This is a genomic window from Mycolicibacterium bacteremicum (genome assembly GCF_002086115.1).
Taxonomy (GTDB): domain Bacteria; phylum Actinomycetota; class Actinomycetes; order Mycobacteriales; family Mycobacteriaceae; genus Mycobacterium; species Mycobacterium bacteremicum.
The window spans coordinates 1-25,552 of the sequence record NZ_MVHJ01000043.1; the positions used below are offsets into that span (position 1 = coordinate 1).

The 25,552-nt window shown below is 66.8% G+C and carries 25 protein-coding genes; 6 read left to right on the plus strand and 19 right to left on the minus strand.

Annotation, left to right across the window (positions count from 1 at the left end):
- From BST17_RS26905 to BST17_RS26920, 4 genes are all read right to left on the minus strand, one after another.
- A partial coding sequence (locus BST17_RS26905; protein ID WP_234807850.1) for a zinc ribbon domain-containing protein occupies window positions 1–200 on the minus strand: 200 nt, incomplete at its 3' end.
- Window positions 197–808 (minus strand): PaaI family thioesterase, encoded by a 612-nt coding sequence (locus BST17_RS26910; protein ID WP_083062075.1) that lies wholly within the window; start codon window positions 806–808, stop codon window positions 197–199. The genes BST17_RS26910 and BST17_RS26905, both read right to left, overlap by 4 nt.
- Entirely contained in the window at window positions 805–2,352 is a 1,548-nt protein-coding gene (locus BST17_RS26915; protein ID WP_083062076.1) for an FAD-binding protein, read from the minus strand. Before BST17_RS26915 ends, BST17_RS26910 begins: the two co-directional genes overlap by 4 nt.
- Window positions 2,345–2,860: a flavin reductase family protein gene (locus BST17_RS26920; protein WP_083062077.1), complete on the minus strand. Its 516-nt coding sequence runs from the start codon at window positions 2,858–2,860 to the stop codon at window positions 2,345–2,347. The genes BST17_RS26915 and BST17_RS26920 overlap by 8 nt, the downstream gene beginning before the upstream one ends.
- Window positions 2,861–3,055: 195 nt before the next feature.
- Here BST17_RS26920 and BST17_RS26925 point away from each other — a divergent pair, with 195 nt between their 5' ends.
- Window positions 3,056–3,688 (plus strand): PadR family transcriptional regulator, encoded by a 633-nt coding sequence (locus BST17_RS26925; RefSeq protein WP_234807851.1) that lies wholly within the window; start codon window positions 3,056–3,058, stop codon window positions 3,686–3,688.
- A gap of 10 nt (window positions 3,689–3,698) precedes the next feature.
- Here BST17_RS26925 and BST17_RS26930 read toward each other — a convergent pair whose 3' ends face one another.
- Window positions 3,699–5,372 (minus strand): 3-ketosteroid-delta-1-dehydrogenase, encoded by a 1,674-nt coding sequence (locus BST17_RS26930; protein ID WP_083062079.1) that lies wholly within the window; start codon window positions 5,370–5,372, stop codon window positions 3,699–3,701.
- 136 nt (window positions 5,373–5,508) lie between these two features.
- On the opposite strand from BST17_RS26930, the gene BST17_RS26935 reads away from it, so the two are divergent.
- Both BST17_RS26935 and BST17_RS26940 read left to right on the plus strand, forming a co-directional pair.
- Window positions 5,509–6,666, plus strand: a complete 1,158-nt coding sequence (locus BST17_RS26935; protein WP_083062080.1) for a 3-ketosteroid-9-alpha-monooxygenase, oxygenase component — start codon at window positions 5,509–5,511, stop codon at window positions 6,664–6,666.
- Window positions 6,663–6,944, plus strand: a complete 282-nt coding sequence (locus tag BST17_RS26940) for a hypothetical protein (protein WP_083062081.1) — start codon at window positions 6,663–6,665, stop codon at window positions 6,942–6,944. The genes BST17_RS26935 and BST17_RS26940 overlap by 4 nt, the downstream gene beginning before the upstream one ends.
- A gap of 329 nt (window positions 6,945–7,273) precedes the next feature.
- Here BST17_RS26940 and BST17_RS26945 read toward each other — a convergent pair whose 3' ends face one another.
- The 10 genes from BST17_RS26945 to BST17_RS26990 form a co-directional block, all read right to left on the minus strand.
- Window positions 7,274–8,350 (minus strand): hypothetical protein, encoded by a 1,077-nt coding sequence (locus BST17_RS26945; protein ID WP_083062082.1) that lies wholly within the window; start codon window positions 8,348–8,350, stop codon window positions 7,274–7,276.
- Between the two features lie 111 nt (window positions 8,351–8,461).
- Window positions 8,462–9,445: an alpha/beta hydrolase gene (locus tag BST17_RS26950; RefSeq protein ID WP_083062083.1), complete on the minus strand. Its 984-nt coding sequence runs from the start codon at window positions 9,443–9,445 to the stop codon at window positions 8,462–8,464.
- An 11-nt stretch (window positions 9,446–9,456) separates the two neighbouring features.
- Window positions 9,457–10,341: an SDR family NAD(P)-dependent oxidoreductase gene (locus tag BST17_RS26955; RefSeq protein ID WP_083062084.1), complete on the minus strand. Its 885-nt coding sequence runs from the start codon at window positions 10,339–10,341 to the stop codon at window positions 9,457–9,459.
- Window positions 10,342–10,343: 2 nt separating this feature from the next.
- Window positions 10,344–10,826: a polyketide cyclase gene (locus BST17_RS26960; protein ID WP_083062085.1), complete on the minus strand. Its 483-nt coding sequence runs from the start codon at window positions 10,824–10,826 to the stop codon at window positions 10,344–10,346.
- Complete coding sequence (locus BST17_RS26965; protein WP_407937773.1) at window positions 10,823–11,968, minus strand: acyl-CoA dehydrogenase family protein; 1,146 nt, start codon at window positions 11,966–11,968, stop codon at window positions 10,823–10,825. The genes BST17_RS26960 and BST17_RS26965 overlap by 4 nt, the downstream gene beginning before the upstream one ends.
- The gene (locus tag BST17_RS26970; RefSeq protein WP_083062102.1) at window positions 11,965–13,116 is read right to left on the minus strand and encodes an acyl-CoA dehydrogenase family protein; all 1,152 of its coding nucleotides are present in this window, start codon (window positions 13,114–13,116) and stop codon (window positions 11,965–11,967) included. The genes BST17_RS26965 and BST17_RS26970 overlap by 4 nt, the downstream gene beginning before the upstream one ends.
- A complete protein-coding gene (locus tag BST17_RS26975) occupies window positions 13,116–13,901 on the minus strand; it encodes a crotonase/enoyl-CoA hydratase family protein (protein WP_083062086.1) in 786 nt (261 codons plus the stop codon). The genes BST17_RS26970 and BST17_RS26975 overlap by 1 nt, the downstream gene beginning before the upstream one ends.
- Window positions 13,902–13,932: 31 nt before the next feature.
- Window positions 13,933–15,354 (minus strand): aldehyde dehydrogenase family protein, encoded by a 1,422-nt coding sequence (locus BST17_RS26980; protein WP_083062087.1) that lies wholly within the window; start codon window positions 15,352–15,354, stop codon window positions 13,933–13,935.
- A gap of 40 nt (window positions 15,355–15,394) precedes the next feature.
- Window positions 15,395–16,513: a zinc-binding dehydrogenase gene (locus BST17_RS26985; protein ID WP_083062088.1), complete on the minus strand. Its 1,119-nt coding sequence runs from the start codon at window positions 16,511–16,513 to the stop codon at window positions 15,395–15,397.
- A gap of 191 nt (window positions 16,514–16,704) precedes the next feature.
- Window positions 16,705–18,285, minus strand: coding sequence for an acyl-CoA synthetase (locus tag BST17_RS26990; RefSeq protein WP_083062089.1), 1,581 nt, complete (start codon window positions 18,283–18,285; stop codon window positions 16,705–16,707).
- Window positions 18,286–18,404: 119 nt separating this feature from the next.
- On the opposite strand from BST17_RS26990, the gene BST17_RS26995 reads away from it, so the two are divergent.
- The gene (locus BST17_RS26995) at window positions 18,405–20,324 is read left to right on the plus strand and encodes a flavin-containing monooxygenase (RefSeq protein WP_083062090.1); all 1,920 of its coding nucleotides are present in this window, start codon (window positions 18,405–18,407) and stop codon (window positions 20,322–20,324) included.
- Window positions 20,321–21,208 carry an SDR family NAD(P)-dependent oxidoreductase gene (locus BST17_RS27000; RefSeq protein ID WP_083062091.1) on the plus strand — a complete coding sequence of 296 codons (888 nt, stop codon included), beginning with the start codon at window positions 20,321–20,323 and terminating at the stop codon, window positions 21,206–21,208. The genes BST17_RS26995 and BST17_RS27000 overlap by 4 nt, the downstream gene beginning before the upstream one ends.
- Before the next feature lie 19 nt (window positions 21,209–21,227).
- Here BST17_RS27000 and BST17_RS27005 read toward each other — a convergent pair whose 3' ends face one another.
- Window positions 21,228–21,854: a Dabb family protein gene (locus tag BST17_RS27005; RefSeq protein ID WP_083062092.1), complete on the minus strand. Its 627-nt coding sequence runs from the start codon at window positions 21,852–21,854 to the stop codon at window positions 21,228–21,230.
- A complete protein-coding gene (locus BST17_RS27010) occupies window positions 21,847–22,194 on the minus strand; it encodes a hypothetical protein (RefSeq protein ID WP_083062093.1) in 348 nt (115 codons plus the stop codon). The genes BST17_RS27005 and BST17_RS27010 overlap by 8 nt, the downstream gene beginning before the upstream one ends.
- A gap of 100 nt (window positions 22,195–22,294) precedes the next feature.
- On the opposite strand from BST17_RS27010, the gene BST17_RS27015 reads away from it, so the two are divergent.
- A complete protein-coding gene (locus tag BST17_RS27015; protein WP_083062094.1) occupies window positions 22,295–23,518 on the plus strand; it encodes an NADH:flavin oxidoreductase in 1,224 nt (407 codons plus the stop codon).
- 6 nt (window positions 23,519–23,524) lie between these two features.
- On the opposite strand, the gene BST17_RS27020 is transcribed toward BST17_RS27015, so the two are convergent.
- Together BST17_RS27020 and BST17_RS27025 are read right to left on the minus strand one after the other, a co-directional pair.
- Window positions 23,525–24,478 carry a LipP1 family hormone-sensitive lipase gene (locus BST17_RS27020; protein ID WP_083062095.1) on the minus strand — a complete coding sequence of 318 codons (954 nt, stop codon included), beginning with the start codon at window positions 24,476–24,478 and terminating at the stop codon, window positions 23,525–23,527.
- A 95-nt stretch (window positions 24,479–24,573) separates the two neighbouring features.
- Window positions 24,574–25,452: an IclR family transcriptional regulator gene (locus BST17_RS27025; protein ID WP_083062096.1), complete on the minus strand. Its 879-nt coding sequence runs from the start codon at window positions 25,450–25,452 to the stop codon at window positions 24,574–24,576.
- Between the last annotated feature and the right edge of the window lie 100 nt (window positions 25,453–25,552).

A 25,552-nucleotide genomic window follows, 5' to 3' on the forward strand; every position in this document is an offset into this window, starting at 1 on the left:
CACACCGTGCCGCGCCGGGACAGTGGGACCAGGGCGAGGGTGTCGCTGTCACAGGCCGGGTTCGGGCAGTTGGTCTCTCGCGGCGGGAACACATAGGTCGCACACTCGGTGCACTTGCCGCCGATGAGATGGGTGTCGCCGGCGTCATCGGTGGCGAACCACCCTTCGAACGCGGGCTCGGTTGACGAGTCGACTTTCATACCTTCGCTTTCGGTCTGATGAATATGCCTTCGGCCTGCACTGTGAGGGCACCTCGAGAGTCTCGGAGTTCGCCCACCGCAATCGTTTTCGACTCGGTCTCGCTCTCGACCCACGCCTCCGCCCGCACCTTCCCGAGGGGTGTGGGTGCCACATAGCGGAGATTGAGCGTGCCCGTCAAAGCCGGCCTTCCTGGCCGGTGCGCTGTCGCCCCCAGCACATGATCGAGGATGAGCGCACACACCCCACCGTGCACGTGATCGGGAGGGCCTTCATACGCCGATGCGAGAAGAAGATCCGCACTGGCCCGGCCGTTTTCGTCATGCGTGATGTTCAGCGGAAAAGCGATCGCATTACGCACACCCATCGCAACATTGCCCCACGTCAGGATTCCGCCCTCGGTGGTGGACCGCACACCGAACGGTTCGGGATCCAACCGTGAGCTCAGCAGGCGCACCGCCTGATCGATCAGACTGTGTGCCTGCAGCACATCCGACTCATCGGCCTGACTGCGAATCGCACTATCGATCAGCGTTCGCACCGAATTCGTGAGTGGGCCGTACAGGTCCTCCAGTCGTCGGGCTTCCTCGGCGGTGATGGGCTCGCTCATTCCACGGTGCCCGCGGCCGCCATGTCCAATACCGCTAGGTGGCTGAACAACATGGAGGCGCCGATGGGGTTGCCGCCGCCGGGGTAGGTGGTGCCCGACACCGCCGCCATCGTGTTGCCCGCCGCGTACAACCCCGGGATGGACGCGCCGTCGGCGCTGAGAACGCGTGCGTGGGTGTCGGTGCGCAGACCGCCCTTGGTGCCCAGATCCGACAGCCCGAACGCCGCCGCGTGATAGGGCGGAGTGTCGATCGCCACCATCGGCGACTCGCCCCCGGTGAACGCGCGGTCGTAAGCTTCACTGCCACGGCCGAAGTCGTCGTCGACCTTCGTCGCCGCCAATTTGTTGTACCGCTCGACGGTCGCTTCCAGCTCGTCGGCGGGCACACCGATCGCCTCGGCCAACTCGGACAGCGTGTCGGCGGTGTGCCACAGGCCGGCCGCGCGGTACTTCTCGGGCTCGACCATCGACACGTTGGTGGCCTTGACCGGCGGCACCTCGCCGTCGCGGTTGTCGTAGACCATCCAGAACGGCAATGTGGTGGAACCGTCCTGCATCTGGCGGATGATGTCGCGGCCGATGCGGTCATAGAGGGCTGACTCGTTGACGAATCGGCGGCCCTGCTGGTTGACGAAGATGCCACCGGTGAACCACAGTGCGAACGCCGAGCGTCCGTCGGGATGCGTCATCCCGGGCGACCACCAGGCCTGGTCCATCAGATCGACATCGGCGCCCGCGGCGATCGCGGCGCGGTGCGCACCTCCGGTGCTGCCCGGCCCGCCCATGGTGTCGGTTGCGCTGCCCGGCACGCCGTACTCCGCACGCATGGCCGCGTTCTGTTCGAAACCGCCGCTGGCCAGCAGCACCCCGCGCCGCGTCCCGACCCGCACCGTCGCGCCGTCGTGCTCGACGACCGCGCCGACGACGCGCCCGTCCTCGAAGATCAGGTCCACCAACGGCGCGTTGCGCCAGCAGGTGACGTTGGGCAGCTTGTCGAGTGCGGCAAGGAACCGGCCGATCAGGGCGCGCCCGCCGACCAACAGGTCGGGTGCTTCGGCGCCGAGGCGCTCGGTGTCCAGCGGCCCGCGAACCAGCCCGGCGTACTGGCCGAGGGCGGTATCGGACACCGGCATCGGGATGGTGTGCCGGTAGCCGTCATTGCGGGCCTCGGGCGCCGCACCGTAGTAGTCCGGCCACGGCAGCACCGTGAACTCGAACGCCGAATCCTGTTCCAGATATTCGATCAGCTTGGCGCCGCCGCGGACATAGGCTTCCTGTAGCTCACGCGGTGTGCGATCGCCGACGACGGCGTGGAAATAGGTCAGCGCCTTGTCCAGGGTGTCGTCGGCACCCGCACGCTGGATGACCGGGTTGCACGGGTACCACACACCACCACCGCCGGAGTAGGCGGTGGTCCCGCCGAACATATCGGTCGCTTCCACCAGCAACACCGAAAGTCCTTCGCGTGCGGCGGTATACGCGCCCGCGATACCGCCACCGGACCCAGCGACGATGACATCGAACTCGGTACCGAACTCAGGCATGCGCGGCTCCCTCGAAAGCTCCGTAACCGCCACGGTAGAACAGCAACGGACGTCGTTCCTCATGCGCCCACAGTCCGGTGACCCGGGCGACGACGATGGTGTGATCACCTGCGGGATGCTCGCACTCGATATCGGCCTCCACCGAGGCCAGCGTGCCGTCCAGGGCGGGTGCACCGTTGGCGCCGGGATTCCAGGCGATACCGGCGAACTTGTGGTCGCCGCGGGTAGCGAACTGCGCGCAGACGTCGCGCTGTTCGGCGGCCAGGATGTTGACGCACATTCTGCCGACATCGCGGATCAGCGGCCAACTCGTCGAGGTACTCGATGGGCAGAACGAGATGTAGGGCGGATCCAGCGACACCGAGGTGACCGACTGGCAGGTGAAGCCGATGGGGCGGTCGCCGTCGTGCGCGGTGATGACGGCGATACCGGTACAGAAATGACCCAGCACGCGGCGCATCTCCGGACCCGCGGGTGTGATCACGTGGCCACCGGGTTGTCCGGTCATACGTCTCCCATGCTGTTCACACTGACCTCTACGTCGAGTGCCACCTTCCACGGCTGGTGTGGACAGACGCAACGCGTGTTCCCGGTGAGCGGTAGTAACAGGCTTTCGGGCTGGTCACATTGCTAGCCTTGGCTGGTGACGGAACACGCCTCAGGTGAGCCCGATGGGTTGAATGTGTCACCCACCGGGTGGGCCCTGTTGGGTCTGCTGACGAGCGGCGATGAGCTGTCGGGCTACGACATCAAGAAATGGATCAACTGGGCGATCCGCTTTTTCTACTCCAGCCCTGCCTACAGTCAGATCTACTCCGAACTCAAGCGGTTGGAGCGGCTGGGTCTGGTGAGTTCACGAGTCGATGCCGGAGTTCGGAGTCGCCGGATGTACAAGATCACCGATGACGGCCAGGCCGCCGTGAGCCGCTGGATCAACGACGAACCGGTCGAGCCACCCAGCCTGAAGCACAATCCGATGCTGCGGGTGATGCTGGGACACTTGCTCAAGCCTGGCCGGCTTCGCGATGTTCTCACCGACCATGCGGCGTACGCCGAGCAACTGCAGCAGGCCGCCGCAACCGAGGTGCGCTGGACCAGTGAGCAACCGGCGTGGGCGTATGCGGCCCTGGCGTTGAAGTGGTCCGAGCAGTACTACGCGGCCGAACGCGAGCTGGCGCTGCAGATGATCAAGGATCTGGATGCCGTGGAGGAGAAGTTCGGCGAAAACGGTCCAGAGGGCGTCCAGTTTCCGGTGCGCGAGTACTGGTACGAGGTCGAACGACGAATCGCCGCCGAAGATGCCGATGGCACTTCCGACGGCGGCTCCCAGGGCTGATCCGGCCGACTCAGGACCCTCGGGCGGCGTGCCGCGCAGCTATGTATCCGTACACCAGGCCCTGCGCGATGGTCGCGCCCGCGCCCGGGTAGGTCTTGCCGAACGTATTGGCCGCCGCATTCCCGATCGCGTACAGGCCCTCGATGGCCGACCCGTCCTCACCCAGCACCCGGCCGGTGGCGTCGGTCTGCACGCCGCCACACGTACCCAGGTCGCTGAGTACGACCTTGACGGCGTAGAAGGGGCCGGAGTCCAGGGGGCGCAGATTCGGGTTGGGCATGATCGTCGGATCCCCGTAGTAGCGGTCGTAGGCGCTGGCGCCGCGTTGGAAGTCGGCGTCCACGCCGGCATCGGCGTGACCGTTGAAACGGTCCATTGTTGCGACGAAGGTGCCGGCATCGAAGCCGATCTGACGGGCCAGCGTCTCCAGATCCGCACCGCGGTGCGCGATTCCGGCGTCGTACCAGCTGTGCGGGATCGGCATCCGGGGAAACAGTTCGGCGGCCATCAGATAGCTGTTGCGGTAACGCTGGTCGAAGATCATCCACATGGTCTCGACCGGGTTGCCGGCCTGCTCCCGCCGCAGCAGCTGCTGGCCGAAGGACATGTAGTCGGTGGCCTCGTTGATGAACCGCTCACCGTTCTGGTCGACCAGCAGGCAGCCGGGCAGCGACCGCTCGGCCAGCATCACGGTGGGCTCGCCGCCGGGTAGCGGCGCGAAGGCGGGGAACCACCATGCCTGATCCATCAGTCCGATCCCCGCACCGAGGTCCTGGGCCAGCCGGATGCCGTCGCCGGTGTTGCCCTCGGCGCCCAAGCTGAGGTGCTCGCCGAGACGCTCGGACTGGAACTTGTGCCGCCAGCTCATCTGGTGGTCGAAACCGCCGGAGGCCAGCACAACCCCGCGTCGCGCGGTCACGGTCACGGCGGTACCCTCGCGCTGCACCAGCGCGCCGGTCACCCGCTGACCATCGGTGATCAGCTCGGTCACCGGTGAGTCCGTCCACACCGGAATTCCGGCCTGCAGCACGCCGGCGAACATCCCGGCCGCCAGCGCCTGACCACCTGCGGCATAGCGCCGGCGCAGGGCCAGCCCGCCGATGCCCTGGGCGGCGCGCAGCATGATGCGCGGCCACGACTTGCGCGGCGTCCGCACCATCAGGTTCAACCAACGGTAGTCGGCGCCGGTGACCGGCATCGGGAATGACGACTTCATCACGCCGGGACGAAGCCGGGCCAGTTCGGGGCCCAGGACCGCGGTGTCGAACGGACGGCACTCACAGGTGCGTCCCACGGCGCTGCCGCCCGGCGCCTCCGGGTGGTAGTCCGAATATCCCTTGGCCCACATGAATTTCATCGGCGTGGTGCGGCGCAGCATGTCGATCGTCACCGGGATCTGGTCGACGAAGGTGCGGGCACGCTCGGGCGAGGCGTCGTCTCCGACCAGCGCCTCCACGTAGGTGCGCGCCTTATCGGGGGTGTCCGCGGAGCCGGCGTCGGAGAGGATGGAGCTGCCGGGCAGCCAGAAGGCGCCGCCGGAGCGGGCCGTCGACCCGCCGACGTAGGCGGTCTTCTCCACGATCAGCGTCGACAACCCCAACTCGTGGGCCGCCAACGCCGCGGCCATTCCGGTCCCGGAGCCCACGACGAGCAGATCGACGGTGATGTTGTTCTGATCGGTCACGGGTCGATTCTGGGCCGGACCACCCCGCTCCGCCTCACCGATGCCCGGTCAGTGGAACAGTCGAGGGGTTCGATGAGAGTGCCGGTGCTACAACGGAAACATCCACGCAAACAACGAACATCGAGGATGGTCGGAAATGACATCGTTGCAGCCCGACGGTGCCGGAGACGTTCGTCAGATCGAGGCGCAGGCAGCCCCCACCAGGTTCGCCCGTGGTTGGCACTGCCTGGGTCTGACCCGTGATCTCGGCGACGGTAAACCGCACTCCATCAGCGCCTTCGGTACCAAGCTCGTCGTGTTCCGCGGTGAGGACGGCAACATCAACGTCCTGGACGCGTACTGCCGGCACATGGGCGGTGATCTGTCCGACGGGGAGGTCAAGGGCAACGAGATCGCCTGCCCGTTCCACGACTGGCGGTGGGGTGGCGACGGCCGCTGCAAACAGATTCCGTACAGCAAGCGTGTGCCCAAGTTGGCGCGCACGGCGGCGTGGCCGACCATGGAGCAGGACGGCATGCTCTTCCTGTGGAATGACCCGGAGAAGAAGGCGCCGCCCGCTGATGTCACCATCCCCTCGATCGAGGGGGTCGGCAGCGAGAATTGGACCGACTGGCATTGGTACACAACCATTGTCGATACCAACTGCCGCGAGATCATCGACAACATCGTCGATATGGCCCACTTCTTCTACATCCACGGCGGCCTGCCCACCGGATTCAAGAACATCTTCGAAGGCCACACCGCCACGCAATACTACGAGAGTGTCGGCAGGCCCGACCTGGGGTCAGGGGAGGGCGCCAAGATTCTCGGAACCACCTCCGTCGCTTCCTATCATGGACCGTCATTCATGATCGACGACCTGACCTACCACTATGAGCACGGTGATCAGCGGACGGTATTGCTCAATTGCCACTACCCGATCGACGAGAATTCCTTCGTGCTGCAGTACGGAATCACCGTAGAGAAATCCGAATCGGTGTCCGACGAGGTGGCTACCCAAATGGCCGTGGCACTGGGTGATTTCGTCAAGATGGGCTTCGAGCAGGATGTTCACATCTGGCGGCGCAAGGCCCGCATCGACAACCCCTTGCTGTGCGAAGAAGACGGCCCCGTCTACCAGCTGCGACGGTGGTACGAGCAGTTCTACGTCGATATCTCCGATATCACTCCGGATATGGTCGATCGCTTCGAGTTCGAGATCGACACCACCCGCCCGCGCGAGGCGTGGATGAAAGAGGTGGAGGAAAATCTGGCCGCCAACCGGCTGCCCAGGTTGGTGGGTATCACCAAGTGAGTGTCCGGCCGGACAACCGGCTGCGCGAGGCGCCGATGCAGCCGGTGCTCTGCCAGGAATGCGGGGCCGGCGTGTCGGTCCGTAAGAGCAGCTGGGAGCAGACCAGCGTCCAGTGGAACGCGGCATCGCAGCAGCAGTGCACGCGGCGGCGCGAGGCCATCGACGCCGCCGGGTCGACCGGCGCCCAGCCGGCCTTTATGCAGGTATGCCCGGACCTGCGCGACGCGATCGAGTCCGCGGTGCATCGCGGCGAGCTACCGGTGCTCGACGAGGGCTGATTACGCCAGAAGCTCGGCGTGATGAACCGACATGGGTGCCATTTACACTGAAACTTCACGCTTGAGGGTGCTGCCGCGCCGTGCCAGTCTTTCTGCACGCAGGACAACCCGTGCCGCGTCCCGTCCCGGGGGCCATAGCTGATCGGAGGCCGCCACGCCGATGATGTCGGGGACCTTGCCTTCGAAGCTGGTCGCGAATCCGCTTCTGGCCACCACGATCTGAATACATCAATTGATCCAGTTGCACTCCGTACCCCTGCGACTGCCATTCTCCGAACACTACGGCGCCGGTTCCGTGCGGAACCGGCGCCGAAATGTCTAGCAGGAGCTCAGCTGAGCTGAAATGCGCTCAGCGGAGCTTCTTCCGGGTAAATAGCCGGGCCACCGAGGTCATAACCGGCGTTCAGCGCGCCGATGAAGGCGGCGTCGTGCAGGGGAGCGCTCGGGATGTCGAGCTTGATGCCCTTCTTGCCCAGATCGTCGACCATCATGTCGATGGCCTTGTCGATGGTCAGGTCATCGGAGTGGTCCATGTTCTTCTTGAGCTCGTCGTAGTCTTCGAACACCTCGGCCGACCAGTGCACCAGGAAACGCAGGTCGTCGGTGTGATGCCGGGCGATCACCTTCTCGTCGGTGCGCAGCACCCAATGGTCCGTGGAGTCCGGGTCACCGGCAAACACCGTATGGAAATCCAGACCGGCCGGAACCTGCTGATCCAGCGGACCGTTGGCCTCCCCACGGTGCATCAGCATCTCGTTCTGCACCACCACGCCGCGGTTATAGACCGGGGGCACAATCCGACGAGGCTCCTTGAGCGGTCCTTCGGGCCAGTAGGTGAAGCCGCTTCCGGGGTCGTGTGAGAACCAGGTGATGACTTGCGCCATCTTGATCAGGTAGTCCTGGAACAGGCCGGACTTGCCCATCACGCTGACGAGCCAGGTCGGCGCGTTCTCGTACCGCACCCCGCGGAAGCTGGGGGAGTCCAAATGACCCGGATCGCGGTTGGCGCAGGGGCCGTTGATGTTGAACAGCATCATCTGCGGCTTGGCGTACTCCGCACCCCAGTACGACTTGGCCTGCTCCAGAAAATGGGCGTTGTAGAAGCAGTCGTGCAGCTCCGGGTAGAGCACCGTGCCGTAATTGGCCAGGAAGCCGCGGAAGGTGGGGGTGAGGAACAGATCCAATGTCGGGGTGACGCCCTCGGGGAACTTGCCGCTCATCGTGGCGATCAGCTCCTCGGGGGACGAGAAGTGCTGCGCGATGATCAGATTCCACGGTGCGTTCTGGCGGACCACATTTAGCAGTCGATCCCGCTGGTCGTCGGTGTACACATTGTCGACCTCGCGGGGCGGCGATGCGGGCCGCAGGATGTCGGACAGCTCCATCCGCCGCTCGTCGGTGAGCATCACAGGCACTCCTTCTTGATAGATCCGGCGAAATGAACGCCGCTGTGGTAACCAATTGTGGGAGACATCAGCGATGTTCGAACCCTCAATGTCCGACCATCGGGACGTTGCTCACCCCGGTTCTCCGCTTCGCCGCAAGGAGAAAGGCAGCGGATTGGCGAACTTCGCGCGCAACAGCGCACCGGTCTCGGCCATCGCCAAACGACCGCGGGCAGTGGCCTCCGATCGCATCAGGAAGCCGTGGTAAATGCCCGGATAACGGGTGACGGTGGTCTGCACCCCGGCGTCGCGCAGCCGCGCGGCGTAGCGCTCACCCCAGTCGTAGATGGGATCGAGTTCGGCGGTGACCACGATCGCCTGCGGCAAACCGGTGAGATCGGCCGCGTAGGCAGGCACCCGCCGAATATCGTGCGGCGACCCGGCGCCGATATCGGCGAGCTCGTGCAGAAAGACGATGTCGTCGTGTACAAGCATGGGCGCATCGTGGTTGCCCACCACCGACGGCGCCGCCATATCGCGGTCCACGCCCGGATACAGCAACACCTGGGCGAACAGCCGCGGTCCGCCGTCGTCGCGCACCGCCAGTGCCACCGCCGCGGCGACACCGCCGCCGGCGCTGTCGCCGCACACGACGATCCTGTTGTGATCAATCCCCAATGAACCTGACTCGGCGGCAACCCAATTCGTTGCCGACAAGGCGTCCTCGAACTGGGCGGGCGGGGGGTTCTCCGGTGCCAGCCGGTAGTCGACGGCCACGACGACGGCCCCGCTGGCCGCGGCCAACGCCCGAGCCATCGGCTCGAACGAACGATTCGACCCCATCACCAGGCCGCCGCCGTGCAGATGAACGATCACCGGCTGCGGGTCATCGGCGGCGAGCGGGCGGTAGATCCGCACCGGGATCGGACCGCCCGGTCCGGCTACCTCGGCATCGGAGATGTCGGCCATCGCCGGCATATCCGCCGGCGGCGGCGCCGATTCCAGGGAATCGCGGACCGCCTGCAGTCCGCGCTCCCTGATCGGCGTCGGCGGTCCGAACGCCGCGACCCGGGCCGCGGCGTCGGGATCGAGCGTGGGTCGGTATGGGGTGGGCATCGGACGCCGTCTCAGTGCTGGGCCGGATCGAAGCGTTGCGTGGTGCGCAGCTTCGGTGCGGCCAGGGTGGTCAAGGTGTTGGCGCGCTCGGCCATCGCCGAACCGACGTATTCCGGCTGGGTCAGCAGATAGAACGCGTCCTGCGCCGACTGGTCGAACACCACCGCAGCCGCCTCGTCGGGATCCATTGCGGCAGCTTTGATGTCGAGCATCGCCGCGCGCTGGGACTCGGCCGCCTCGACCGCGGTGCCCGCCGCGGCGGCGTCCACCCCGCCGGCGGCTTCGAAGATGTTCGACTTCACCGCGCCCGGCAGCACGGCCTGCACGCGGATGAATTCGCTGTGCCCGGCCAACTCGACCTCGAGGCGCAGGCACTCGGTGAGCGCCAGCACCGCGTGCTTGCTCACGATGTAGGGCGCCTGCAACGGCACGGCGGCGACCCCGCCGATGGAGGACAGGTTCCACACCCACGCGGGGGAGGCGGCGGCGATCATCTTGGGCAGGAAGGCCCGCACACCGTGGAACACCCCACTGACGTTGATGTCCATCACCCGGTTCCAGTTGGAGACCGGGGTGTCCCACAGGTAACCGAATTGTTCGACGCCGGCGTTGTTCACCAGCAGCCGCACCGGACCGATATCGCGGTAAACCTGCTCGGCCAGCTCGACCAACGCCTCGGCGTCGCGCACATCGCACACGATGACGTGCGCCGCACCGCCGTCGGCGACCAATTCGTCGCGCAGCGTGGTGGCCGCGGGCTCGTCTACGTCCACCAGCACGACGGTCATGCCGATGCGGTGGGCGTGCCGGGCCAGGCCGGCGCCGATACCGGCGCCGGCCCCGGTGATGACGGCGACGCCGCCGCCGAAGGTTTCGCGTGCGTCAGCAGCACCCACGATCAGGCGTTCGTCGCGGCGAGCATGGCCCGGTGCTCGGCGAACGGGATGGAATCCTCGGCATCGAGCACGACCGTCATCGAGCTGAGCACCAGCCCGTTCTCGGCACGGCGAATGGCGACATCCACGACACCCGAGGAGACGTCGAAGGGCACGTTGTTGGTGACCTGGTTGACGTAGAGGTAGAAGCGGACCAGGGTGGCCTCGCCGTCGGTGCCGGTGCGGAAGATGTTGGTGGCATGGTGCCGCAGCGGGTAGGGGTTCTCGTCGCGGTGCTGGGTCAGCCACGCGAGCACCTCGGTGCCGCCGTTGAGTTCGGCGGCCAGCAGCTCCTCGAACGGGCACTGCCCGGAATCGGACCGGCTCAGATACTGCATATCGTCGGCGATGAAGGTGGCGAGCACATCGAACTGGCCCTGATCGTAGTGGTACCAGAAACTGGCGATGAACTCTTGAACGTCCGGCAGCGTGATCTGGGTGGTCATGCCGTCGAGTCAACCGTTGTCGGGTGACCGCCGACACGGTCATGACCGGTCAGTGGAACATCGGACAGTCCCGGCTCGTCAGCGATCAGCAGCCACAGCCCGGCGGCGCCGGCGGCCACGGCGGCCTTGGTCACCGCCTCGTCCCAGTGTGTGACCGGGCCGTACTCCGAGCGCCACGCCAGGGCGGCCCTGGTGTATTCGTGCAGCCGGTGCTCGATGGTGGTGCCGATGGCGCCGTGCGCCTGGTGGGCGTTGCGCACCACCACCGATGCGGCGTGCCCGGCGCACGACCGCGCGACCGCCACCAGGAATCCGAGATTGGCGGCCGTCCAGTCGCTGGTGATCGCGACGTTCAGGGCGGCCTCGGTGGCCGCCCGCGCCAACGCCGCCTCGGCGGCGATGTCGGCGACCATGTGCTGGATCGCCTGGAACTTCGACAGCGACCGCCCGAACTGCACCCGTGAGGAGGTGTGCTCGATGGTGAGCCCGAGTGCGGTGTCCAGCGCGGCGCAGACCTGAATCGCGCGCACCAGAGCCGATTTCAACCGCAACTGCGCGACCAGCGCGTCGTCGATGGCGCGGCTGTCGGATTTCAGCACCGCCACATCGGCGGTGACGGTGTCGCGCGGTTCACCGATCATGTTGGTCCCGGCGGTGATGGTCAGCGTCGAGGCGTCGACATCGGCCATGCGGTGCCCGACACCGTCGGAGTCGGGAAAAACGACGACGATACGGCCGGCGGCCTGCGCCCACGGCACTCCGGTGGCGGTGCCCGCAGCGTCGAGCACGCACACCGTACGCAACGTGTCATCGGCGGGCAGCCCGGCCGCCTCGAGCAGCCAGCAGGCCAGTAGATCGTGTTCGGCGAGCGGGACGCGCACCCCGTGGCGGGTGGCCGCGGCCAGCAGCTCGGCGCCCTCCGCCCAACCCGCGCCGCTGCCGCCGTGCTCGGCCGACCCGGTAAGCCGCACCAGTCCCAATTCATGCAGTGTGGACCATAATTCGGTGTCATGGCCCACCGTGCCGGTGGCTTCCTGGCCCTTGCGGTGCGCCCCGAACACCGCATCCATCATCTCGATCAGATCGGGGTCCACGGCGGTAGCCACGCTGTTGACCTCGTAGCCGGTTTCCGAGATCGTCATCGCATCCCCAATCCCCGCGCGATCACACCGCGCAGTACCTCGGTCGTGCCGCCGCGCAGGGTGAAGCCTGGTCGCTGATCGACTGCGACGGCGACCAATTCACGCAACCGCGGGTCGACGTCCGTGTCGTCGCCGACGCGCAGATCGGCGAAATCGGCGATGTCCCCTTCGGTGGAGGTGCCCAGCAACTTGACCACTGCGGCGGGCACGTCGGCGGGTTCGTGACGTTCCAACGCCCCGGCCACCGCGGTCGACATCTGATGCAGACCGGCCACTCGGGCCACCAGCCGACCCAGTTCCGCGTCGGGTGAGATCTGCTGCTGCGACATGCTTTCGGCGATCGCGCGAAGCGCAGGGAAGGTGGACAGCACCCGTTCGGGTCCGCTGCGCTCGAAGGCCAGCTCCGAGGTGACCTGTCGCCATCCGTCGCCGATCTCACCGAACACCATGTCCTCGGTGACGAACGCCTCGTCGAGAATCACCTCGTTGAAGTGGTGGCCACCGTTCATCGACACGATGGGGCGCACCTGCACGCCGGGTCCGTCGAAGCGGACGATGAACTGGCTCAGCCCGGCGTGCCGGTGGGCGGGGTCGACGGGGGCGGTGCGGGCCAGCACGATGAAGGCGTGTCCGCGATGGGCGCCCGAGGTCCACACCTTGGTGCCCGACAGTGACCAGCCGCCGTCGACGGGGGTGGCCTTGGTGCGGACGCTGGCGAGGTCGGATCCCGAGTCCGGTTCGCTCATCCCGATGCCGAAGAAGCACTCGCCCGCGGTGATCTTGGGTATGAACTCCCGCTTCTGGGCCTCGGTGCCGTTCTTGAGCAGTGCAGGCACGATCTGGCGGTCGGCGATCCAGTGCGCGGCCACCGGGGCGCCGGCGGCCAGCAGCTCCTCAGTGACGACGAACCGTTCGATATGCGAACGGCCATGGCCGCCATACTCTTCGGGGGCCGTCATGCCCAGGTAGCCATGGGCGGCCAGCGCCGTGGTGAACGCCTCATCCCAAGCGCACAGCCAGGCGTCGACCGATGGGACAAAGGTCCCGGCGGCCAACTGCTCGGCCAGGAAGTCACGGACCTCGACACGCAACGCCGCGGTGTCGGCGAGGTCGGTGCTCGCCGGTGGTACGAGCCGTGATCGGGCCATCAGGCGCTCCGCCACTTCTCGATGCGCTGGTGGTGTTCGGTGTCGGCGTGCGCCAACGGCTGCATGGCAGCGGCCATTGCCAACGTGGACTCCAGCAAGCCGGTGCGGGATTCCTGCAGCAGCCGCTTGGCCATCCGCAGCGAATGCGGCGGATTCTTGGCGATGCGGTCGGCGAGCTCGTTGGCCGCGGTCAGCAGATCATCGTGGGGGACAACACGACTCACCAGGCGCCAGTCCAGCGCCGTGCCGGCGTCGATGCGGTCACCGGTGAAGGTCATTTCGGCGGCCCGCTCGTAACCGATGGCGCGCTGCAGGAACCAGCTGCCGCCATCGCCGGGGATCAGGCCCAGTTGCACGAAACTCTCGGCGAACGAGGCGCGTTCGGAGGCGATCCGGATATCGCACATCATGGCCAGATCGCAGCCCGCGCCGATGGCTGCACCGTTGACGGCGGCGATCAACGGGACCTCGAGCCGATCGAGTGCGCGCGGGATGCGCTGGATGCCGTCGACGTAGGCGTACCGCTGCTCGATCGGCGTGAGGCCGAACATGCCCTGGCCGTCGGCCATCTCCTTGACGTTGCCGCCTGCGGAGAAGATCTTGCCCTCCGCGGTGAGGATGACGGCCCGCAGTCCGGTGTCGGCATTGGCCTGTTCGGCCGCGGCTTCGAACGCCGCGATGACGTCCTTGCCGGTGATCGCGTTGCCCTGCTCGGGACGGTTGATGGTCCAGGTCTGCACCGACCCGGTGGTGGTGATACGGAGTGGCTCGATGGTCACCGACATGAGGGGTCTCCAGGCTCTGGGTGGGACGGGTTCACGGCAGCTGCAGTGACTTGATCTGCAGGAACTCCTCGAACCCGATCCGGCCGAGTTCACGGCCGATACCGGACTTCTTGTAGCCGCCGAACGGTGCGGCCGGGTTGTACCTGCCGCCGTTGATGTCCAGCTGGCCGGTCTGCACCTGCCGGGCGAACGCCACCGCGGTGTCGTCATCGGCGGCCCAGACGGCGCCGGACAGCCCGTAGGGCGTGCCGTTGGCGATCTCCAGCGCCTCGTCGGTGTCGCGGAACGGGATGACCGCCAGTACCGGGCCGAACACTTCCTCCTGGCCCAGTTCGGAGTTCGGGTCGACATCGGCGAACACCGTCGGCGCCACGTAGTAACCCACGTCGCGGATCTTCTGCGCGCCACCGGTCAGCAGTCGGGCACCTTCGCCGGATGCGCGTTCGATGAAGCCGAGGACGGTCTGTTGCTGCGACGCTGAGGCCGACGGGCCCAGCCGGGTGCCCGGGTCGGTCGGGTCGCCCACCGTGTACTTGGCGACGGCCGCCTCGATGATGTCGAGCGCCTCGGCGTAGCGCGTCTGCGGGACCAGCATGCGAGTCCAGGCCATGCAGGTCTGGCCGCCGTTGAGGAACGCGTTACCGACGCCGACCTTCACCGCGGTCGTCAGGTCGGCGCCGTCGAGGACGACGTTGGCGGACTTGCCGCCCAGTTCCAGGGCGACCTTCTTGATGGTTCTGCCGGCCAGTTCGCCGACCCGGCTGCCGACACCGGTGGAACCGGTGAACGAGACGAAGTCGACATCCGGGTGCTCGGACAGCAGTTCACCGATGACCCGGCCGGGACCGGACACCAGGTTCACCACACCCGGGGGCAGGCCGGCGTCGTGCAGCGATTCGACGAACTCGAACACCGACAGCGGGGCTTCGTTGCTGGGCTTGAGCACCACCGTGCACCCCGCCGCAATGGCCGGGATGACCTTGGCCACCACCTGGTACAGCGGATAGTTCCACGGGGTGATGGCCGCGACCACACCATAGGGCTCGCGGATCACCAGCGAGTTGCCGATGCGCTCCTCGAACTCGAAAGAGGCCAGGGCGTCTGCGAATCCGCGGGCCACCGCCAGCGGCACCTGGGTCTGCACGGACTGCGCGATGCGGATCGGTGCGCCCATCTCGGCGGTGATGGTCTCGGCGATGTCGGACAGTCGCTTCTCCATGGAGGCGATCACCGCGTCGAGGCGTTCGCGGCGCTCGGTGACGCCGATGTTCGGGTCGAAGGCCTTGCGGGCGGCGGCGACGGCGGCATCGACATCGGTGTCCGATCCGCTGGGCACCACGCCGAGCACCTGCTCGGTGGCCGGGTTGATGACCTCGATGGTGTCGGTGCCGGTAGGGGAGACCCATTCACCGTCGATGTAGAGCTCGGTGCGGTCGTAGCTGTGGTTGCTCATCTGGCGCTCTCTGGTATTCGATGTCTGGGCAGCTGGCTTTTCAGGGCACGATGCTGGCGCGGACGTCACGCTTGTCCTCGGCCGCGGCGAACGCATCGTTGATGTCGTCGAGGGAGTAGCAGGCCGCCGCCAGCCGTTCGAAGGGCAGCGTGTCCTGGTAGGCGGCCAGGAAGTCCAGCGCGCGGGATAGTACCGCCGGGTCATACAGCGACACCCCGACCATCGTCTTGTTGGCGAACACGAACCGCGACGGGTCGAACTCGAAGGTCTTGCCGATGTTGATGTTGCCGATCTCGACGTACCGGCCGAACTGTCCCAGCAGTTTGAGACCCTCGTCGATGGCCGATGGATGCCCGACCACCTCGACCACCACGTCGGCGCCCTGCCCGTCGGTGAGCGTGCGGACGATCTTGGCGCGCTCCTTCTCGGTGGTCACCTCGGTGATGTCGATGACGGCATCAGCGCCGAACGCCGTGGCCAACTCCAGGCGCTCAGGCACCCCGTCGACTGCGATGACCATCGCCGCGCCGCGTGCCTTGGCCACCGCCACCGCGTACAACCCGAGGGCGCCGGCACCCTGCACCACGACGTATTCACCGAGCCGCTGGTCGACCCGCTCCAGGCCGTACATCACCTGCGACAGTGCGCAGTTGGCGCCCGCGGCAATATCATCGGACACCGAGTCGGGGACGGTGTAGACCACGGCGCCGGCAGGCAGCACGAAATAGTCACCGTATCCGCCGACAAAGAAGGGCGGCTCGTCGGCGCGGCCCAGCATGGCCATTTTCAGGTTCAGGCAGGCGTTGCGACGCCCGGCCAGGCAGTTGCGGCAGGTGTGGCAGCAGAAGAAGTAGGGGAACACCACCCGGGTCCCGTCGGCCAGCGGTTTGCCGTTGGAGTCGGCCGTCACCCCGTCACCCAAAGCTGCGATGACCCCTACCATTTCGTGGCCCAGCACGGTGGGCAGCTGCCCGCCGAGACCGCGGGTGGCGAAGGTGCCGTGCCAGGCGTGCACGTCCGAGCCGCAGATGTTGGTCCGGGTCACCTTGATGAGGATCTCGCCGGGGTTGATGTCGGGCAGGGTGACCGTCTCGATCTCGAACGGTTTGCCGGGCTCGTCGAAACGGGCGATACGACCCTTGAACGGCGCAACAGTCACGGCTTGAAGTCCTCTCGGTTCACCTGCGGATGCGATCTCCGCGGTCGGCGCGGACGTTGGGGCATGCACACGGCCGCAGCTGTTTTCGCACGGTAGCGGCGCGCGGATCGGCCGGGGGCCGCGCTTCCCGCCCAGCGGTCACTGTGGGGTAGGGCACGTCCGCACCGTCGACGGTTGCGTCGACCGGTGTGTCAGCGGGGACTCTTCGAGTCGGTGAAGCGATCCCGCAACACCCGCTTGAGCAGCTTGCCACTGGGGTTCTTGGGCAGCGCGTCGACGAAGAACACTTGCTTGGGCGTTTTGAACCCGGCCAGATGCGTGCGGCAGTGGGACACCACGTCTTCCTCTGTGAGCTCGGTGCCGTCCCGGGAGACCACCGCGGCCACCACGGTCTCCACCCACGTCGGGTGCGGCACACCGAACACCGCCACCTCCTCGACCCCGGAGTGCCGGTAGATGACCTCTTCGACCTCGCGGCTGGCCACGTTCTCGCCGCCGGACTTGATCATGTCCTTCTTGCGGTCCACCACATGCAGCAAGCCGTGCTCGTCGTAGTAGCCGAGGTCCCCGGAATGGAACCAGCCGCCCCGGAAGGAGTCGGCGGTCTTCGCCTCGTCGTCCAGGTAGCCCAGCATCAGATGCGGGCTGCGGTGCGCGATCTCGCCGACCACACCCGGTTCGACCGGTCCGTTGTCATCGTCGAGGATGGCGGTCTGCACATTGATGACCGGTCGGCCCGCGGAACCGGCGTGCGCATCCTGCTCATCGGGTCCCAGCGCCGAGGCCAGCGGAGCCATCTCGGTCTGCCCGTAGAAGTTCCACAGCCGCAGATTGGGCAGCCGCTCGCGCAGCTCGGCCAGGATCTCCACCGGCATCGCGGACGCCCCGTAGTAACCCTTGCGCAGGCTGGACAGGTCCACCTGGTCGAACACCGGTGAACGCAGCAGGGAGATCCACACCGTCGGTGGAGCGAAATAGTTTGTCACCCCGTACTTCTCGATGGTGCGCAGCACCAGCTCAGGATCGGCCTTGGGCAGGATGATGCTGGTGGCGCCGAGATAGATGTCGGTGATCAGGAAGTTGTCGAGCTGCGCGCAGTGGTACAGGGGCAGCGAGTGGATCTCGACATCGCTGCCCTCCATGGAGCCGGCGATGATCGAGCTGATGTAGTTGCCCATCAGGCTACGGGAAGAGTGCATGGCGCCCTTGGGATGCGACTCGGTGCCGCTGGTGTACATCAGCCGGATCATCTGGTCGTCGTCGATGTGCGGGCTCGGGGCGGGCGAATCGGTCTGCAGCCACCGATCGAAGTCCGGCCAATCCGCAGGCAGCGTCTGTCCGGGCAGCACCAGCGCGGCCGTCGTCGCAATCGGCGCGCTTGCGCGCATCGCCGACGCCGCGGCCGGGACCAGATCGGCCTCCACCAGGAATCCGGTCACCTTGCTGTGCGCGAGGATAAAGGAAATCTCCTCGGCGGTGAGCATGAAGTTGATCGGGACCAGCACCACCCCGGCGCGGGCGGTGGCGAAGGCCAGCACCGCGTACTGCCAGCAGTTATGGGCCAGCACCGCAACCCGGTCACCCACGCTGAAACCGTTGTCGCCCAGGGCCGCCGTCGCTCGGTCGACCAGCCGCTCGAACTCGGCGAAGGTCAGGCTGACAGCACCGTCGATGATGGCGGTCTTGGTGGGCTGCCTGCGCGCCGAGCGCCGTGGGATATCGCCGAGAGCGTGGCTTCGGGCCGAGGCGAGAACAGCCTGCAGATCTTCCATGAACCGGACTGTAGGGGCCGCCGGACCGGTGTGACCTGGCGACGTCCCGCTCAGTAGAAAACGCCGGCTCGCACAAGCCCGGACGCTCACATACTCGATTCACGAATCTAGGAGGATCGATGACGATCGCTGTGACCGTGGCAGCAGACCAGAAGTCGCTGGACCCCGAGGAACTGCGGGCCCATCTCGCCAAGGCCGACGCCGGCATCCTGGTGGCGGTGTTGGCGCAGTTGACCGGTGACGCAAGCGTCGTGGATCGGTATGCGGGCAGGATTTCGTTCACGCCCGACCCGCCCGAGCAGACGGGCAGCACCGATCCGCACACCCATGCCGAGCTGGTCGAGGCGGTGGTGAGCGCGCTGGAGCGCCCGCGTCCGGCGGATGCCGTGCCGTTCGACGATCCGGAGTTGTTCGCTGCCGTCGCGCCGCTGGCGCTGGGCGCCGAGGTGGGCCACGAGTACATCGGCCTGCTGCTGGAGCAGGGTGGCTTCCATGCCTCCCAGCCGGTGCTGCCGCGCACCGCGACGCTGCCCACCGGGTTCAAGGTCGTCATCGTCGGGGCGGGCATCGCCGGCATGGCCGCGGCACTGGAGTGCGCCGCCGCCGGTATCGATTACGAGATCATCGACCGCAACGACGAGGTCGGTGGCACCTGGTACACCACCGTGTACCCGGGCATCGGTGTCGACACCCCGTCGGCGTACTACTCGCTGTCGCGCGATATCAACGGCGACTGGTCGAGCTATTACCCGCAGGGTCCCGAGTACCAGCGCTACCTGCAGTCCGTCGCCGACAAGAACGGGTTGCGCGAGCACACCCGGTTCAGTACCGAGGTGACCGCACTGCGCTGGGTCGCCGAGCGCAAGATGTGGGAGGTGCATGCCACCGGTGCCGACAGCAGCACTGACGTCTCCTACGCCAATGTCGTTGTACCTGCGGCGGGTTACCTGAATCGGCCGCGCTGGCCCGAGTTGCCCGGCCGAGAGACCTTCGCCGGCGTGAGCATCCACTCCGCCGAGTGGAATCCGGCGCTGTCACTGCGTGGCAAGAAGGTGGCGATCATCGGCGCCGGTTGCACCGCCGTGCAGATCGTGGACGCCTCGGTCGACGAGGTCGAGCACCTGACGGTCTTCCAGCGTCAGCCGCACTGGGTGGCTCCGCGCAAGCGCCTGACCGACGACGTTCCCGAGCACCGCCGCTGGCTCAACGCCCATGTGCCGTTCTACGCCAACTGGACTCGCCTGAAGTCCTTCTGGGGCACCGCCGACAACAACTATCCGGTGATCGTGCGTGACCCCGAGTGGGCGGCCGAGCATCTGTCCATCTCGCCGGCCAATGATGTGCTGCTGAAGATGTGCCTGGACTACATCGACCGCGTCTTCGGCGCCGGTTCGGAGCTGGCCGAGAAGGTGACACCGGACTTCGCCCCGTACGGCAAGCGCATCATCCGCGACCCGGGCGGCTACTACGCGGCGCTGGCGCGTGACCATGTCGACGTCGAGGCCAGCGAGCCGGCCGGCGTCAACGAACGCGGCATCGTCACCCAAGACGGCCGCCAGATCGACCTGGACGTCATCATCTACGCCACCGGCTACCACCTGGACTTCCTGTCCACGGTGGACATCGTCGGCCGCGACGGCATCAAACTCGCCGATGTCTGGGGTGATAGCCCCAGCGCCTACCGCGGTGGCCTGGTGCCGGGCTTTCCGAACATGTTCATCTCCTCGGCCCCCAACTACAGCCCGGGCCACGGTGCCGGCCACAACTTCGGCGTCGAGGTCATGGTGCATTACGTGATGGAATGCCTGCAGTTGATGGCCGAGCGGGGAGCGCAGACCCTGGAGGTCAAGCCGGCGGCGTTCGAGAGCTATGTCCGCTCCATCGATGACGCGATGGCGCGGACGGTGTGGTGCCACACCCCGACCGCGCACACCTACTACCGGTCCGGTGGCCGCATCGTCACGGCGTTCCCTTTCACATTGATCGAGGTGTGGCAGAGTCACCGCGCCCCCAACGAAGATGATCTCGTCGTCGGATGAGCGGAATCCTGCACGGCAAAACGGCTTTGGTCACCGGCAGCAGCCGGGGCATCGGGCGGGCCATCGCCCAGCGGCTGGCCGCCGAGGGCGCAACCGTCGCGGTGACCGCCCGGTCCTATCAGCCCTCGGCGTCGACCCGGGCCGGGACCACGGCCGAACTGCCCGGAACCATCGGGGAGACCATAGAGTTGATCGAGGCTGCTGGTGGCAATGCCGTCGGCATCGCCTGCGATCTGGAGGAGGCCGATCAGCGGGTGCGGCTGATTGATCAGGTGGTCGAGCGCACCGGCCGGTTGGACATCCTGGTCAACAACGCCGGATACGCCGACTACTCGATCATCGAGGACATGCCGATGGCGACCTTCGAACGGACCGTGGAGCATTATATCCGCACCCCGTTCGTGCTGACCCAGCAGGCCGTTCCGCACATGCGTGCCCAGGGTGCCGGCTGGATCGTCAACATCGGTTCGGTCACCGGCCTGGCGCCCGCGCGGCCCTACCGCGAGTACAACAAGACCTCCGGTGACGTCATCTACGCCTCGATGAAGGCGGCACTGCACCGGTTCACCCAGGGTGTCGCCGCCGAGCTGCTCGACGCGAACATCGCGGTCAACGTGGTCGGGCCGTCCAGCGCCGTGCGCACACCCGGTGCGGCCAGCCTGATCCCGGACACCTTCCCGACCGAACCGGTCGAGTACCTGGCCGAGACGGTGCTGGCGATGTGTCACCTGCCGGCGGCCGAGCGAACCGGCCTGGTCGCGTTCAGTCTGCACTACCCGTGGTCGCAGAAACTGACGGTGCACAGCCTCGACGGCGCCTCGGAACTGCCGCCGTTGGAGCCGCCGGCCGCCGCGAACCCGAACATCCTGCCCCACGGGCTCTGAGCCCTTGCGGTACGCGCCGTCAGCGCAACACGTGGTCGCTGTCGGTGCAGAAGCTGTGGCAGACCCGCTCGCGGACAATGGCGTTCGGGCATTCCGGATCGAACCACTGATCGACGACCGCCCAGTGGATGGGGTGCATCAGGTAGGCGCCCATGATGCCGTCGGCATCGCTGAACTCCTGCTCGAAAACGTGGGTCCAGGTGTTCCCGACGGTATGTTCGGGCCTGCTCAGCTGCCAGGCGCTGATGGTGGACACGTAACCCGGCAGCAGCCTCAGGTCGGCGTCGAAGCGGGCGATCGTGTCGGCATCGGTGCCGTCGGAGACCCGCAACAACAGCGCACGGTAGACAGTGCCGGTCGAGCGGTCGTCGATGACGGTGGGCGAGCCGTGGTAGTCCGCTCCGTTGACGCGGGTGACGGCGGGGTCGGCCAGGACGGCATCGACGGCCGGGGCCGCCGCGGCCCAATCGGTGCTGTCGGCAAAACGCAGGTGCACCAGCAGATCACCGCCGTTGCGGCTGCCCGCCACTGTGGGGGAGACCAGCGTTCGGGCGGCACCGCTGCGTTGCACCGCGTCGGTGAGCGCCTGTCGGATGCGTTCCCGGTCGGCCTCTCCGACATCGATGAGTCGGGTGACATTAAACATCGCAGAGCCTTTCGACATCATCGTGAGCGGCGGCCGCGCTGCGTTCCCGTTCCAGCACGAGGTCGGCGACGCTGTCCCACCAGGCGCCGACGGCGGGGTCGGGTCGGCCCTTCCAGGTCATCTCCCACCACGCCTGCGCGCTGGGCAGAGTCCAGGTGACGGTGACCGTGTTGGGCTCGGTGTCATACCAGATCGGGGGCGCGACAAGCACATTGACCAACGTCATGCCGCGTTCGCGGGCGCCCGGGGCGTACCCGGACAGATAGCTGTCGATGAACTGCCGGGCGCATCCGGGCCGGGTGATCACCCGGTCGATGACGAAGACCTCACCGTCTGCCATGGCGACGACACTAGAGACCGGCGCTGTCTCGGGAGTCGGTCGTTCCCGACCATCGGGAGCGCTCATTGACGCGATCGGACCGTGAAAGGACGGTGGTTTCATGACCGATGCCTTCAGTCCGGTACAGCTCGGACCCGTCCGGCTCCGCAACAGGATCATCAAGGCCGCCACCTCCGAGGGGCGATCGCCCGAGGGGTTGGTCACCGATGATCTGATCGACTTCCACCGCAGCTTCGCCGAGGGCGGTGTCGGGATGACCACCGTCGCCTACTGTTGTGTATCACCGCTGGCGGCCAGCGCTCCTGGCCAGATCGTGATGAACGACGAGGCGCTGCCCGGTCTGCGCAAGCTCACCGAAGCCGTCCACGCGGCGGGCGCCGCCATCTCGGCGCAACTCGGGCACGCCGGAGTTGTCGCGCAGAAACGGCTGACGGGTGTCACCCCGCTGGCGCCCAGCAGGTTCATCAACCCGACATCGTTTGCTTATTGCCGGGAGATCGGCCGCAGCGAGATCGCCGCGGTCATCGATCAATTCGGTGCGGCGGCGCGGGTTGCCGTCGACGCCGGATTCGACGCGGTGGAATTGCACTTCGGGCATCTGTATCTGCCCAGCTCGTTCCTGAGCCCACTGATCAACCGTCGCAAGGATGAGTACGGCGGCGATATCGACAACCGATCACGACTGGTCCGTGAGATCGCGCAGCGGGTGCATGAAGTGGTCGGGGACAGCATCGCGGTCATCGCGAAGTTGGATATGGACGACGGCATGCCGGGCGGCATCTGGATCGATGAGGCGCTGCGGACGGTGCAGCTGCTGGACGCCGACGCCACACTGGACGCCATCGAACTGACCCAGGGTTCTTCGGTGTACCGGCCGCTGTACCTGTTCCGCGGTGACGTGCCGGTCCGCGAGTTCGCCAAGGTGATGCCGACGATGCTTCGCCCCGGCGTGCGGCTGCTGGGCAAGAGCGTGATGGGCAGTTATCCCTATGAGAATCTGTACATGCTGTCCGCTGCGCGGCAGTTCGTACCGATCATGAAGAACACCAAGTTGATCCTGCTCGGCGGCATCACGAACCGTCAGCACGTCGAGACGGGCATGCGCGAGGGATTCGACTTCGTCGCCATGGGCCGGGCGCTGCTGCGCGAGCCGGACCTGGTGGACAAGATGGTCGCCGATGCCGGGACGCGGAGCCGCTGCAACCACAACAACAGGTGCATGGTGACGGTGTTCGGTCGCACGCACTGCGTGCTGGACCCGCAGCAGCGTTATGGGTCTGCCGAATCCATGGACGTCACCGCCGGCGGAACCATCCGGCGGTGACGTGGCTCATGGGTTGACCGGACCGCTGATCACGCCGGTGAGGTGGGCGCACGCCTGGGCGCGGGCCTCCTCGCAGATTGCCAGGCTCGGCATGGTCATGAAACCGTGCACGCCGCCCTCGAAGTAGCGCTGCACCACCGGCACCCCGGCCCGCTGCAGGGCCTCGGCGTAGGCGATTCCCTCGTCGCGCAGCGGATCATGACCGGCCACCACTGCCACCGTCGGGGGAAGACCGGACAGGTCCTGGGCGTGCAGCGGAGAGGCGTAGGGATCGGTCCGATCGGTCACGTCGGGCACGTACTGGTCCCAATACCACTGCAACGCCGGCAACGGGTTGTAGAAGCCGTGGCCGAACTGCCGGTAGGACCGGGTGTCGAAGTCGGCGGCGATGACCGGATACAGCAAGAGTTGACCGGCCAGTTTGGGGCCGCGGCGGTCGCGCGCCATCAGCGCGGTGACGGCGGCGAGGTTCCCGCCGGCGCTGTCTCCGCCGACCACCAGAGCCTCCGCGTCGTCGCCGAGTTCGGCGATATTTTCGGCCGCCCACATGGTCGCGGCATAGACGTCCTCGGCCGCAGCAGGCCACTGGCCTTCCTCGGCTGCACGTCGGTAGTGCACCGAAACCACCACCGCGGGAAGCCGATTGGCGAAGTCCCGGCATAAGCCGTCGTGACTGTCCAGATCGCAGAACACCCAGCCGCCGCCGTGGGCGTACACCAGGGTGGGCACCGCCTTGCCGACCGCGGCTTCGGGCCGGTAGATACGCACGGTCACCGAACCACCCGGACCGGGGATCTCGCGATCCTCGACCGAGGCCACCGGCTCGGGATCGGCCACCGCCACCATCCGCGACCGGATGGCGGCGCGGGCCTCGTCACCGGTCATGGTGTGCACCGGCGGGAACCCGCCATCGAGTGCCTCGATCATGGCGGCGATCTGCGGGTCGAGGGTTTCACTCATGGTTGGTCGATTCGCTCCGCGAGCGTCGCTCATGGCTGGTCGATTCGCTCCGCGAGCGTCGCTCATGGCTGGTCGATTCGCTCCGCGAGCGTCGCTCATGCCGGCTGCAGGCCGGGGTTGCGCATCACCGTGTGGTTGATCGGGCCACCGCGCAACGGACGCATCTGCTGCAGGGTCGGTGCCACCCGCATCGGACCACCCTCGACGGCACGCCAGATACCCATGGCCGCCATCCGTACCGGCGCCACGAGTTGCTGGTCGAACTTCATCTGGCTCATCGGTCCGCACACCGACACCGCGGCGACGGCCTGACCCGGATCGCCGATAGGAGCTGCGACACAGCCGAATCCGGGTACCGACTCCTCGCGGTCGTAGGCGACGCCGTGGGAACGAACCTTCGTCAGTTCGGCGCGCAGCTGCGCGGGCGTGGAGATGGAGTATTTGGTCCGTCGCTGGAGGCCGGCGGACGCCGTGTCGAGGTCCGGCTCACCGGTGAAGGCAAGCATCGCCTTGCCGACGGCGGCGCAGTGCGCGGGCTGACGTCCGCCGACCCGGGTCGGGATGGCGGCGGTCAGGCGGTTGCCGACCTTCTCCATGTACACCACATCCGAGCCCTCCAACACGGCCAGGTGCACCACCAGCCCGGTGGCGGCGTGCAGTTCGTGGAGCATGGGAATCGCAGCTTTGTGCAGCCGGTCCTGATGGACGGCCAGCGAACCGAGCTCGACCAGCCGCATGCCCAGCTCGTAGTCACGGCCGGAGCGGCGCAGCCAGCGCAGCTGAACCAGCCGCTCGAGCATGCGGTGTGCGGAGGAGCGCGGCAGTCCGGTGCGCCGGACGATCTGAGCCAACGTCAGCCTGCCCGGTCCATCGAACGCGTCGAGGACGAGCGAGACCCGGTCGATGACAGCGCTCGGCGTCTCGGCGGCTCCCTTGGTGGCGGGTGCGAGCGGGCTGTCGATGGTCACGGTCATCGTGGTCCTCCGGGCGATGTTCATGTTCCTATTAGGCATATGCCTAATGCTCATATAGGACTATCACACCGCTGTGGCTGCTGTCACATACATCGGCCGA